This window comes from Paraburkholderia sp. JPY465, from assembly GCF_050436725.1.
GTDB lineage: Bacteria > Pseudomonadota > Gammaproteobacteria > Burkholderiales > Burkholderiaceae > Paraburkholderia > Paraburkholderia youngii.
Genome location: NZ_JBNDMT010000002.1, coordinates 2005464 through 2018096, shown reverse-complemented (window position 1 = coordinate 2018096; position 12633 = coordinate 2005464). Strand labels below are relative to the sequence as shown.

Below are 12633 nucleotides of genomic sequence, written 5' to 3'. Positions count from 1 at the left end.
GCCCCTCTATGCAGGTGATACCTGTTCTCGATCTGCTCGACGGTCAGGTCGTCCGCGCGGTACGCGGCGAGCGGAGCGCCTATCGGCCCATCCGGTCCCGCCTCGTCGCGACGAGCGACCCACTTGCTACCGCCCGCGCGCTACTCGAAGCCAGCGGCGCGCGCACGCTCTATATCGCCGATCTCGGCGCCATCCTGCAGCGCGGCGCGCATGCTTCGACGCTTGCCGCGTTGCGTGCCGCGCTGCCCGGCATCGAACTGTGGCTCGACGCGGGTTTCGCGGACTACGCATCGATGCGCGCGCTGTTCGAGCGCATCGACGCTGCTGTTGATCAACTCGACAGCCCTACTGCCAATTCAATCCCTGCGACCCTCGTGCCGGTCTTCGGCTCGGAGACGCTTCGCGAAATCCGTGCCGTGCATGCGGCGCAGCGCGCCGGCCTCGCGCCGATCCTGTCGCTCGATCATCGCGCCGGCGAACTGCTCGCCGCGACCGCGCTCGATCGCTCGTCGGCATGGTGGCCGTCGCGCGTGATCGCGATGACGCTCGACCAGGTCGGCAGCTACGCCGGCCCCGATCTCGCGACATTCGAGCGCCTGCGCGCGCAAGCCGCCGCTCACACCACGCTGATCGGCGCGGGCGGTATCCGCAATCGCGACGATCTGGCCGCCGCGGCCGCCACCGGCGCAAGCGCCTGGCTGGTGGCGTCCGCGCTGCACGATCGGCAGATCGACTGCGCGCCTTCCGATTCGGCGTAGGCCTTCCATACAATTTCCATGCCACGCGTTCTGACAGCGCTGTCTGTAAACGCAACACAAGCCGGACAGTTTGCGTGTGACACTCTGCTCCAGAACGGCACACATTTTGTATGGCGCAGCGGGCCTGTGAACCCGCGCGCCGACGCGCGATCGGGCACGCTCGTCGCCGGTACGTCGCGCAGGTTGATCGCTGAATGCAAAGCAGCATGACCGTAAGCGCGGCCCGCTTCAGCGCGGTGCTCGCCCGCTGACGATTCGTAGAAAGATCGGCATGGAGCTTGCTAAACCTGGCCCATGCATAGTCCCGCAACCGATCCATCGACCCCTGGCCCGAGCGCAACCCGCGCCGCGACGCTCACACGCGACTGGATCTGTCCGTTCTGCCCTTTGCTGTGCGACGACCTGGTCGCCGCTTCCCACGACGACGGCACGCTCGAAGTGCCCGACACCGAATGCTCGCGGCTCGCTCACGCGCTAGCGCAGTACGGCGCGACGGATGCGCAATGCAGATGCGTGGTCGACGGCAGCGAAGTGGACATGGATACCGCGCTGGCGAGCGCCGCGCAGTTGCTCGCGAACGCGCGCCGCCCGCTGTTCGGCGGCCTCGCGACCGATGTCGACGGCACCCGCGCGTTGTATCCGCTCGCCGCCGCCTGCGGTGCGATACTCGATCATCTGCACGGCGATGCGCTGACGCCCGCGACGCTCGCGTTGCAGGATCGCGGCGCGTTCTTCACGACGCTCTCCGAAGTGCGCGCGCGCGCCGACCTCCTGGTGTTCTTCGGCTGTCAGCCGTCGCTGCGCTACCCGCGCTTCTTCACGCGCGCGCTGGTGGGCACCGAACTCGCGCGCAAACTGGTCTTCGTCGGCTGCGAGGCGGACCCGGGGGCGGCCGGCTTGCCGCAAACGCGTATCGACTCGCTGCTGCACGACACTGATCCGTATGACACGCTCGCGCTGTGGTCGGCGCTCGCCGAAGGACGCGACGCGGCCGCGCTAAGCCACGGCGATGGCAGCCGGAGCCACGTGGCGACTGCGCTCGCGTCATTGCACGCGCGCATCGCCAGCGCACGTTACACGGTAGTCGTCTATGAACCGGCCGCGCTGCCCGCGCCGCACGCGGCGCTGCTGATAGAAGCGCTGAACCGTATCGTCAAGGCCGTGAATCGCACGACGCGCGCGGCATGTGTCGCGCTCGGCGGTGACGATGGCGCGCTGACGGTCAACCAGACCATCACGTGGCTGTCAGGCTTGCCGCTGCGCACGCGCGTGTCGATGCCGGCGCGCGTCACGGGCGCCGCGCCGCTCGATCACGATCCGTACCGCTATCGGACCGCGCGGCTGCTCGCCGAACGCGAAGTCGATGCGCTGCTGTGGATCGCAGGCTTCGAGCCGCATGCATGGCCCGCGTCGCTCGATCCCACGCTGCCACTGATCGTGCTAGGTCATCCTGCGCTCGCGAATGCCGCCAGGGCACGCGGAGCGAACACCGTGTTCGTGCCGGTCGCGACTCCGGGCATCGATAGCGGCGGCCATCTGTTCCGCGTCGACGGTACGGTCGTTATGCCGCTCACTGCCGCGCGTGGTGCTGCGCTGGAATCTGTGGCGTCGATTGCCGCGCAGTTGCACGAACGACTGAGCGAACGATCGAATCCGCGCGAGGATCGGCCATGACTCTCGTTCGGCTCAAGGGCGGCACGCTGTTCGACCCGATCAACAACGTCAACGGCGAGCGCCGCGATCTCACGTTCCGCGACGGCCGCATCGTCGATGTTCCCTCCACCACCCCCGTCGATCGCGAATACGACGCGACCGGCATGATCGTGATGGCGGGCGGCATCGATCTGCATTCGCATATTGGCGGCGGCAAAACCAATCTGTCGCGTCTGTTGCTGCCCGAGGACCATCGCGCCGACGCGCGCCGCGAGGCCGCCTACGAAGCGGCGCGCGACGACAACGGCCGCTATCTGCGTCTGCCTTCGTGCGGCGTCTGCACGCCGGGCACGCTAGCGACCGGCTACCGCTACGCCGAAATGGGGTACACGGCTGCGTTCGAACCAGCGATGATGCCGTCGAACGCGCGCCACACGCACCTCGAAATGGGCGACACGCCGATCATCGATCACGGCGCGTACGTGATGCTCGGCAACGACGAACTGTTCCTGCAAATGCTCGCCGCACGCGACGACTTCGAACGTCTGCGCGACTACGTCGGCTGGACGATCAACGCGAGCAAGGCGCTCGGCGTCAAGGTGGTGAACCCCGGCGGCATCTCCGCGTTCAAGTTCAACCAGCGCTCGCTCGACGTCGACGAACCGCACGCGCACTACGGCATCACGCCGCGCGACGTGCTGCGCACGCTGACGCGCGCGCTGACCGAGCTGCGCGTGCCGCATGCGCTGCACGTGCACACGAGCAACCTCGGCGTGCCCGGCAACCTCGCATCGACGATCGCGACGATGGACGCCGCCGACGGCCTGCCGATCCATCTGACGCATATCCAGTTTCACAGCTACGGCACCGAGGGCTCGCGCAAGTTTTCGTCGGGCGCGCGGCAGATTGCCGAGGCCGTGAACGCGCGGCCGAACGTGTCGATCGACGTCGGCCAGATCATCTTCGGACAGACCGTCACGGCCTCCGGTGACACGATGATGCAGTTCCGCAACGCGCCGCTCGCGCGGCCGCACAAGTGGGTAGTCGGCGATATCGAATGCGACGCGGGCTGCGGCGTGCTGCCGTTCCGCTATCGCGAACAGAGCTATGTGAACGCGCTGCAATGGATCATCGGGCTCGAAATCTTTCTGCTCGTCAACGACCCGTGGCGCGTCGCGATGACCACCGATCATCCGAACGGCGGCCCGTTCACCAGCTATCCGCATTTGATCCGCCTGCTGATGGATAAAGCGTTTCGCGATGAGCAGCTTGCGAAGCTGCATCCCGAAGCGCAGGTTGCCAGCGCGCTGCCGGAACTCAAGCGCGAATTCTCGCTGTACGAGATCGCGATCATCACGCGCGCCGGTCCCGCGCGGCTGCTCGGTCTGCGCGATCGCGGCCATCTCGGCGCGGGCGCGGCGGCGGACATCGCGGTTTATCGCGACGAGCCGGACCGCGAGCGGATGTTCACGTCGCCCGCGTATGTGTTCAAGGACGGCGAACTGGTCGCGCGCGACGGCACGCTGGTCGCGACGCCGACGGGCGGCATCCATTTCGTCGCGCCGGAGTTCGATCGCGGTATCGAGAAAACGCTGCGCGCGTATAGCGACGCTAATCTCGCGAGCAACTTCGCGCACGCCGCGATCAGCGACGACGAAGCCTGCCGCTGCTGCCGCGGCGGGCGGCTGTTGCCCGTCGAATGTCTAACCTGACGCGGCCACGATGAACGCTCCCGCCCCGCTCGAAATCAACGGCACCGCGATCGACGCGACCTTCGCCGAAGCCTTCCCGATGAAAGCGACCCGGCTCGTGATCACCGCGCACACGCCGACGTGGGCGATGCACGCGGCGAACTCGCTGTCGGGCTTCGCGACCTCGGTGATCGGCTGCGGCTGCGAGGCGGGCATCGAGCGCACGCTCGCGCCCGACGCGACGCCCGACGGCCGGCCCGGTGTCGCGGTGCTGCTGTTCGCGGTGTCGACGAAGGAACTGGCGAAGCAGATCGGGCGGCGTGTCGGCCAATGCGTGCTCACCTGCCCGAGCACGGCCGTCTACAGCGGCATCGATCCGGCCACGAGCCGCGCGCCGCTGTCGGACCCAGCGCCGCTCGGCAGCGGGCTGCGCTTTTTCGGCGACGGCTGGCAGATCGCCAAGATGATCGACACAGGGAACGGCCCCACGCGTTACTGGCGCGTGCCGGTGATGGACGGCGAGTTCGTCTGCGAAGACACGGCGGCGACGGTCAAGGCCGTCGGCGGCGGCAACCTGCTGCTGCTCGCGCGCGACCAAGGCGCGGCGCTCGCCGCCGCCGAAGCCGCGGTCGAAGCGATGCGCCGGCTGCCGAACGTGATCATGCCGTTTCCCGGCGGCATCGTGCGGTCGGGCTCGAAGATCGGCTCGAAGTACGCGGGGGCGACTGCGTCGACCAACGACGCGTTCTGTCCGAGCCTGATCGGCCTCACATCGCGCAGCGAGTTGAGCGCGGACGTGGGCTGCGTGCTGGAGATCGTGATCGACGGTCTGACCGACGCCGACGTGGGCGCGGCGATGACGGCCGGTATCGGCGCGGCGACCGGACTCGGACGCGCGGCCGGCGTGCTGCGCATTTCGGCGGGCAACTACGGCGGGAAGCTCGGGCCGTACCACTTTCATCTGCACGAGCTGGCGGCGGGACTCGACGGGGGACGCGCATGAGCACGACCACGTTGCGCGTGAAGACACCGCCCGGCTTTCGCGTCGATGCGGCCGCGCTGTCACCGGCGGCACTGGTCAGCATGAGCGAGGCCGAGATCGAGCGCATCGTGCTGCCGGCCGGCAACGAGCGCTGCGTGGTCGGCGACGTATTCGAGGTTGTGCGCGATGACGCGCCCGCATCCGGCGACGACATGGCCACGCTGCTGATCGACGGCGCCGCTCGGTGGCTCGACCGGCTCGGTGCGCAGATGGACGGGGGGCGGCTCGTCGCGCGCGGCCCGGTCGGCGACTACAGCGGCTTCAGGATGAGCGGTGGCTTGCTTGAAATCGACGGCGACGCGGGGCACTTCACCGGTTGCGAAATGCGCGGCGGACGCGTGACGGTGCGCGGCGACAGCGGCGACTTCGCCGCCGGCGCGGTGACGGGCGACATGGAAGGCATGAGCGGCGGCACGCTGACGATTCACGGCAACGCGGGCGCGCGGCTCGCCGACCGGATGCGCCGCGGCCTCGTGCTCGTCGGCGGCAACGCGGGCGACTTCGCGGCGTCGCGGCTGGTGGCGGGGACCGTCGGCGTGGCGGGGCAACTGGGCGCACACTATGCGTATGCGATGAGGCGCGGCACGCTGCTGCTCGCACAACGACCCGAGGGTTTGCCGCCCCCGACGTTCACCGGCGGCGGGCACGGTTTCGACGTATTCTGGTCATTGCTCATACGCAGCCTCGCGGCCGAAATCGCGCCGTTTTCGCAGTGGCGCGCGGACCGTCTGCCGGTTCGTTTTACGGGCGACCTCGCGGTCGACGGCCGCGGCGAAATCCTGATCGCCGGCTGAGGCAGCTATGTCAGCCAGGACCGAAACGATAGTCGGCAAAAAAGAAAGGTCCCGCCACGATGTTGCATGGAGACAGCGCATGACGACAGCGGATTCACGAAACGCGAAGCCTGATATCAACGTCAACGCAACTGCCCGCGCCGGCGGCCCGCGCTATGCCGCGCTGCTGATCGCGCTGCACTGGCTGATCGCGCTCGGCATCATCGGCCTGCTCGCGCTCGGCCTCTATATGGTCGGATTGCCGAAGGGGTTGCCTGTCAAAGCGACGCTGATCAATCTGCACAAGTCGCTCGGACTGACGGTTTTCCTGCTGGTGCTTTTGCGCATCGTCGCGCGGGCAGTCCTTCACCGGCCTGCCCTGCCGCCGATGCCACCGTGGCAACGCGCCGCCGCGCGCACTACGCAGGGTCTTTTATACGTCTGTATGGTGGCGATGCCGCTCGCCGGGTATCTCGGCTCGTCGTTCAATCGCTACGGCACGCGCTTCTGGGGCATCCTGCTGCCGAAGTGGGGCTGGGACGACGCGCATCTGCGCGACCTGTTCTTCGGCCTTCATCATGCGATCGGCTATGCGCTGATCGCGCTGATCGTGCTGCACGTGGCGGGCGCGTTCAAGCATCAGTGGATCGATCGCGACAACCTGCTCGCGAGGATGCTGCCATGACGATGCGAAGCTCGTCGCGCCCGACGCAGGCAGCCGCAACGCTCGAAGTCCATACGCTGCGCACGCGCGATGGTCATCGGGTGTGGTATGCGCTCGCCGGCGCGCGCGACGGCGTGCCGATCGCGGTGCTGCACGGCGGCCCCGGCAGCGGCAGTCAGCCCGGTGTACTGCGGCTCTTCGATTTGCGGCGTTTTCGCGTCGTGCTGATCGACCAGCGCGGCACCGGTGCGTCGACGCCGCACGGCAGCGTGCGCCACAACCGCACCGACTATCTGATCGCCGATCTGGAAGCGATTCGCGTGCGGCTCGGTTTCGCGCGCTGGGGCGTGCTCGGCGGATCGTGGGGCGCGGCGCTCGCGCTCGCGTATGCGGGACAGTGTCCGCAGTCGGTCACGGGCGTCGTGCTGCGCGGCCTGTTCCTGACTTCCGCGCGCGAAGTTCGCGGTTTGTTCGTCGCGTCGCGCAAGCGCGCGCCGCGTGCGTGGTCGAGACTGCGTGACGCTGCTCGCTGCGACGAGCCCGCAACGCTGGCCGCGCGATGCGGCTCCGGCTTGCAATACGGCGCGAACGAAGCGCGTCAACGTTCGCTCGCGCTGGCCTGGCGCGGTTATGAAAACGCGGTGCTGGCGAGCGCATCGCCGCGAGGCGCCGCGGCGCAACGACGTGGGGTCCTGCGAAACGCACACGATTCCCAACCCCACACCCGCAAGCTGATCGGCAAATACCGGATTCAGGCGCACTACCTCGCGCATCGCTGCTGGCTCGGCGAAACGCGTTTGCTGTCGCTCGCGCGCCGCGCGGCGGCGGCCGGCGTGCCGATCGCCGCCGTGCATGGCACGCGCGATCCGGTGTGTCCGCACGGCAATCTGCGGCGTCTGTCGCGCGCGGTTCCGTCGGCGCGCGTCGAGTCCGTGAGCGCGGCGGGCCATCTGGCGAGCGACCCCGCACTGCATGCACGAGTCGCGCAGGTGCTTGCCGCGATGTTCATTCCCACCATCGACGAGGAGCGCAGCAGCATGCGTCACGCGGCATGAAGATCAAGGTACTCGGCTCGTCGGCGGGCGGCGGTTTTCCGCAGTGGAACTGCAATTGCCGCAATTGCGACGGCGTGCGTCGCGGCACCGTGAAGGCGACGCGCCGCACGCAGTCGTCGATCGCGGTCAGCGCGAACGGCGAGGACTGGCTGCTCGTCAATGCGTCGCCCGATCTGCTCGCGCAGATCGCCGCGCATCCCGAGCTTCAGCCAGCGCGGCGCGCGCGCGACAGCGGCATTGCCGCGGTGCTCGTGATCGACGCGCAGATCGACCACGTGACCGGCCTGCTGATGCTGCGCGAACGCGACACGCCGCTGCCGCTGTACGCGACCGATGCGGTCTGGCAGGACCTGCGCACCGGCTTTCCGGTCGCGCCGATCCTGTCGCACTACTGCGGTGTCGAGCATCGCCGGATCGCGCTAGACGGCGCGCCGCTCGCCGTCGACGCGCTGCCCGGCATCCGCATCGACGCGCTGCCGCTATCGAGCAAGGCGCCGCCGTACTCGCCGCATCGCGAAGCGCCCGAGCGCGGCGACAACATCGGGCTCGTGCTGACGAACCTGCAATCGGGCCAGCGCGTGTTCTACGCGCCGGGGCTCGGCGCGATCGAGCCGCACGTGCTCGCGGCGATGCGCGAGGCCGATCTGCTGCTCGTCGACGGCACGCTGTGGACCGGCGACGAAATGATCCGCCTCGGCCTGTCGAAGAAGACCTCGGCGGATATGGGCCATCTGCCGCAGAGCGGCGCGGGCGGCATGATCGAAACGCTCGATTCGCTCGACGCGAAGCGCAAAGTGCTGATCCATATCAACAACACGAATCCGATCCTGATCGAAGACGGCCCCGAGCGGCGCATGCTAGGCGAGCATGGAATCGAGGTCGCGTACGACGGAATGAGCTTCGAGCTTTGAAGTGCGCAGTAAAGAGTGCGGAGAGATGAGGTAGCCAGGCGCGGCTGTGAACGACGATAAAACGGAGACGGACGGCATGAACGCGAAAGACATTCAGGACACGACACCGACACGCGACGCAAGCGCAGCGGGAACCCAGGTCGTCGACCGACCTGCCTGGAGCCGTGAGGAATTCGAAGCGCAATTGCGCGCGAAGGGCACCGCCTATCACATCCACCATCCGTTCAACGTGAAGATGAATAGCGGCGGCTGCTCGCGCGAGCAGATTCGCGGCTGGGTCGCGAACCGCTTCTACTATCAGATCAACATTCCGCTCAAGGATGCGGCCGTGCTGTCGAACTGTCCGGACCGCGCGACGCGCCGCCGCTGGGTGCTGCGTATTCTCGATCACGACGGCTACGAAGGCGCGGAAGGCGGCATCGAAACCTGGGCGCGTCTCGCCGATGCGGTCGGTCTCACTCGCGACGAATTGTGGTCGCTCGAACACGTGACGCCGGGCGTGCGCTTCGCCGTCGATGCCTATGTGAATTTCGCGCGCCGTGCGCCGTGGCAGGAAGCGGTGTGCTCGTCGCTGACCGAGATGTTCGCGCCGCAGGTGCATCGCGACCGGCTCGCAAGCTGGCCCGAGCACTATCCGTGGATCGAGCCCGAGGGCCTCGCGTACTTCCGCTCGCGCATTTCGCTCGCGCAGCGCGACGTGCAGCACGGACTCGAAGTCACGCTCGCCCATTTCACGCGACGCGATCAGCAGGAACGCGCGCTCGAAATCCTGCAGTTCAAGCTCGACATTCTGTGGACCATGCTCGACGCGATCGAGAAGGCGTTTCCGCAATGAACGACACCACACGCGCCGACCCCGCCACGCCGCTCGCGATCGCGAAGCCGTTCCGCCTGCAATGGGAGCCCGCGCAGAACGCGCACGTGCTGCTGTATCCGGAGGGCATGGTGAAACTCAACCAAAGCGCCGGAGAAATCCTCAAGCGCTGCGACGGCACACGCGACATCGATACGCTGATCGCCGAGCTCGAACAGGCGTTCAACGCGACCGGCATCGGCAACGAGGTGCGGGCTTTCATCGCCGACGCGCATGGGCGCGGCTGGCTGGAGTAGCGCGATGACCGATCTTTCTCAACCCGGTTCTCAACCCGGTTCTCAACCCGGCGCGCAACCGCAAAGCAGCGCGGCCGCCGCGGTACCGCCGCCGCTGTGGCTGCTCGCGGAGCTGACCTATCGCTGTCCGCTGCATTGCGCGTTCTGCTACAACCCGCTCGACTACACCGATCACAACCGCGAACTGACCACCGGCCAATGGCTCGACGTGCTGCGCGAGGCGCGCGCGCTCGGCGCGGTGCAGCTCGGCTTTTCCGGTGGCGAGCCGCTGGTGCGCGACGACGTCGAAGTGCTGGTCAAAGAAGCGCACAGGCTCGGCTTCTACACGAACCTGATCACGTCGGGCGTCGGTCTCACCGATCAGCGCCTCGGCGATCTGAAGGCGGCCGGGCTCGATCACATCCAGTTGTCGTTCCAGGACTCGACGCAGCAACTGAATGACTTCCTCAGCAGCACGCGCACGTTCGAGCTGAAGCAGCGCGTCGCCGCCGCGCTCAAACGGCACGGCTTTCCGATGGTGATGAACTGCGTGCTGCATCGCTACAACCTGCCGCACGTCGACAAGATCATCGAGATGGCGTTGGCTCTCGGCGCCGAATATCTGGAGCTGGCGAACACGCAGTACTACGGCTGGGCGCGCGAGAACCAGGCGCAACTGATGCCGACGCGCGAGCAGCTCGAAGAAGCCGAAGCGGTGGTCGCGCGCTATCGCCAGACTCATGGCGAGCGCTGCAAGATCTTCTTCGTCGTGCCCGACTACTTCGAGCGGCGCCCGAAGCGCTGCATGAACGGCTGGGGCGCGGTGTTCCTCGGCGTCGCGCCCGACGGCGCCGCGCTGCCGTGTCACGCGGCGCGCGGCCTGCCCGGCCTGACGCTGCCGAACGTGAAGGACATGCCGTTGCGCGAGATCTGGTACGAGAGCGACGCGTTCAATCGCTTTCGCGGTTTGCAGTGGATGAAGGAGCCGTGCCGCAGCTGCGACGAAAAGGAACACGACCTCGGCGGCTGCCGCTGCCAGGCATTCCTGCTGACCGGCGACGCGGCCAACGCCGACCCTGTCTGCGACAAATCGCCGTTTCACGAGAACGTGGTCAAGATCGTGCGGCAGGCGGCGTCGGAATCCGCGGCGACAGCAGCCGCCCGCGAACAGCCGATCCTGTTTCGCAACGACGCCAACTCGCGCAAGCTCGCTGCGGCTTCCCGCGAGCCCGACGCCGCCGGCGACAACCGAGCATCACCCGGAGCCCAATCATGAGTGCCGACACCATCTCCGTTCTGCTCGTCGACGATCATGCGGTCGTGCGCGAAGGCTACCGGCGTCTGCTCGAACTGAACGACGACGTCGAGGTGTGCGGCGAAGCGGCCGACGCCGCGCAGGCCTACCAGCGTTTTTGCGCGCTGCGGCCCGATGTGGTCGTGATGGACGTGTCGCTGCCGGGCGCGAGCGGCATCGAAGCGATGCGGCGCATGCTCGCGCGCGAGCCGGATGCGCGCGTGCTGATCTTCAGCGTGCACGAGGAATCGATTTTCGTGCGGCGCGCGCTCGACGCAGGCGCGCTCGGCTACGTGACCAAGGCGAGCGCGCCCGACGTGCTGGTCGAAGCGGTGCGCTCGATCGCCCGGCGCGCCGGCTATCTGAGCCCGGACATCTCGCAGGCGCTCGCGCTGCGCACCGCGTTCAACGAAGGGCCGCCGGGGCGTCAGTTGTCCGCGCGCGAGTTCGAGGTGCTGCGGCTGCTCGTGCAGGGCTATACGCTGCCGAGCATCGCCGAAAAGCTCGGCTTGAGTCAGAAGACGGTGGCCAACCATCAATCGGTGATCCGGCAGAAGTTCGGCGCCGACAACGGCGTGCAGCTCGCGCAGATGGCAAGCCGCCTCGGGCTTCAGTTCACGGGCTCGGCCAGCCCCGCTTGAGCGGATACGCGCGCGCAGAACAGAAAACCGCGCTGCGGCTCGCTGGCGACGTGAAACTCGCCGCCGAGCGCCTCGACGCGCTCGCGCATACCGATCAACCCGAGCCCGCTGCGCGGCTCCGTCAGATCGGTGCCGGGGCCGTCGTCGGCCATCGTGACGACGATCTCGTCGATCTGCGTGCCGTTGTCTTCGCGCGGCGCACGCACCATGAACAGTTCGACGCGCGAGCGGCGCGCGAACTTCGACACGTTCGTGAGTCCTTCCTGCACGAGCCGGTACAGCGTGATCGTCAACGCATCGCTGAGGCCGCTGAAGTCCCCTTCGATCGTCACCGAGAACGACGCCTCGGGCAAACGCTCGCGCCAGCCGTCGACGCAATGTTCGAGCGCGGTCGGCAAGCCGAATTCATCGAGACCGATCGGCCGCAGGCGGCGGATCATGCCGCCGATCTGTCGATACACATGCGTCGCGCTCTGTATCAGCCCGAGCGCGATGCGATGAATCTCCGGCTCGCGCTCGCCCGATAGCTCGCGGATGCGCGCCGCGTCGAGCGACATCGCGTTCAGGTATTGACCCAGCTCGTCGTGCAGCTCGCGCGCCATATGGCGGCGCTCGCGTTCCTGCGCCTGCAGCGCCTGACTGGCGAGGCGCCGGTTGTCGGCGAGCAGTTGTTCGGCCTGTTCCTCGAGCATGCGGCGATGGCGCGCTTCGCGGCGCGCATCGCTATAGCGGCGCCACGCGAACCACGCGAGCGCGATCGACAGCACGAACAGCGTGCCCGGCAACTCGTCGAGCTGGAAGCGCTCCATGCCGCGCGTGAAGCGGTAGATCTTCTCGCTCAGATCGAAGGCGGCGCCGAGCGCCGCAGCCAGCGCGGTCACGGCGACGACCCAGCCGAGGTCGCGCCATATCGGTGACGATGGCGGCGGGCGGCCAGCAGAGGAGGAATGGATCGGTTCGCTTGACATGACGCTTGCATTCTACTCAGCGACGGCACGCGCAGCGGGTTTCGCGCGAGTTTGGGAACGCTTCCCCGGCAGATCGGGAAAAGCTCCCGCGCGG

At 67.7% G+C, this 12633-nt stretch carries 13 protein-coding genes; 12 read left to right on the top strand and 1 reads right to left on the bottom strand.

What is annotated here, in order from left to right; genetic code table 11:
• Positions 1–8 precede the first annotated feature (8 nt).
• The 12 genes from QFZ94_RS11375 (at position 9) to QFZ94_RS11320 (ending at position 11571) form a co-directional block, all read left to right on the top strand.
• Complete coding sequence (locus QFZ94_RS11375) at positions 9–758, top strand: HisA/HisF-related TIM barrel protein (protein ID WP_429456913.1); 750 nt, start codon at positions 9–11, stop codon at positions 756–758.
• A 294-nt stretch (positions 759–1052) separates the two neighbouring features.
• The gene (locus tag QFZ94_RS11370; RefSeq protein ID WP_429456911.1) at positions 1053–2432 is read left to right on the top strand and encodes a formylmethanofuran dehydrogenase; all 1380 of its coding nucleotides are present in this window, start codon (positions 1053–1055) and stop codon (positions 2430–2432) included.
• Positions 2429–4123 (top strand): formylmethanofuran dehydrogenase subunit A, encoded by a 1695-nt coding sequence (locus tag QFZ94_RS11365; protein WP_429456909.1) that lies wholly within the window; start codon positions 2429–2431, stop codon positions 4121–4123. The genes QFZ94_RS11370 and QFZ94_RS11365 overlap by 4 nt, the downstream gene beginning before the upstream one ends.
• A 10-nt stretch (positions 4124–4133) precedes the next feature.
• On the top strand, positions 4134–5105 hold the full coding sequence (fhcD, locus tag QFZ94_RS11360) for a formylmethanofuran--tetrahydromethanopterin N-formyltransferase (RefSeq protein WP_429456907.1): 972 nt from the start codon (positions 4134–4136) through the stop codon (positions 5103–5105).
• On the top strand, positions 5102–5938 hold the full coding sequence (locus QFZ94_RS11355) for a formylmethanofuran dehydrogenase subunit C (protein WP_410849780.1): 837 nt from the start codon (positions 5102–5104) through the stop codon (positions 5936–5938). Before fhcD ends, QFZ94_RS11355 begins: the two co-directional genes overlap by 4 nt.
• Before the next feature lie 79 nt (positions 5939–6017).
• The gene (locus QFZ94_RS11350) at positions 6018–6602 is read left to right on the top strand and encodes a cytochrome b (protein WP_368586099.1); all 585 of its coding nucleotides are present in this window, start codon (positions 6018–6020) and stop codon (positions 6600–6602) included.
• A complete protein-coding gene (locus QFZ94_RS11345; RefSeq protein WP_429456904.1) occupies positions 6599–7636 on the top strand; it encodes an alpha/beta fold hydrolase in 1038 nt (345 codons plus the stop codon). Before QFZ94_RS11350 ends, QFZ94_RS11345 begins: the two co-directional genes overlap by 4 nt.
• A complete protein-coding gene (gene pqqB, locus QFZ94_RS11340) occupies positions 7633–8547 on the top strand; it encodes a pyrroloquinoline quinone biosynthesis protein PqqB (RefSeq protein WP_429456902.1) in 915 nt (304 codons plus the stop codon). Before QFZ94_RS11345 ends, pqqB begins: the two co-directional genes overlap by 4 nt.
• Before the next feature lie 76 nt (positions 8548–8623).
• Entirely contained in the window at positions 8624–9382 is a 759-nt protein-coding gene (gene pqqC / locus QFZ94_RS11335) for a pyrroloquinoline-quinone synthase PqqC (RefSeq protein WP_429457767.1), read from the top strand.
• Positions 9379–9657 carry a pyrroloquinoline quinone biosynthesis peptide chaperone PqqD gene (gene pqqD / locus QFZ94_RS11330; RefSeq protein WP_368581967.1) on the top strand — a complete coding sequence of 93 codons (279 nt, stop codon included), beginning with the start codon at positions 9379–9381 and terminating at the stop codon, positions 9655–9657. The genes pqqC and pqqD overlap by 4 nt, the downstream gene beginning before the upstream one ends.
• Positions 9658–9661: 4 nt before the next feature.
• The gene (pqqE, locus tag QFZ94_RS11325; protein ID WP_429456900.1) at positions 9662–10912 is read left to right on the top strand and encodes a pyrroloquinoline quinone biosynthesis protein PqqE; all 1251 of its coding nucleotides are present in this window, start codon (positions 9662–9664) and stop codon (positions 10910–10912) included.
• Complete coding sequence (locus QFZ94_RS11320) at positions 10909–11571, top strand: response regulator (RefSeq protein ID WP_013091038.1); 663 nt, start codon at positions 10909–10911, stop codon at positions 11569–11571. The genes pqqE and QFZ94_RS11320 overlap by 4 nt, the downstream gene beginning before the upstream one ends.
• On the opposite strand, the gene QFZ94_RS11315 is transcribed toward QFZ94_RS11320, so the two are convergent.
• The gene (locus tag QFZ94_RS11315; RefSeq protein WP_429456897.1) at positions 11541–12539 is read right to left on the bottom strand and encodes a histidine kinase; all 999 of its coding nucleotides are present in this window, start codon (positions 12537–12539) and stop codon (positions 11541–11543) included. The genes QFZ94_RS11320 and QFZ94_RS11315 overlap by 31 nt on opposite strands.
• Positions 12540–12633: the final 94 nt, after the last annotated feature.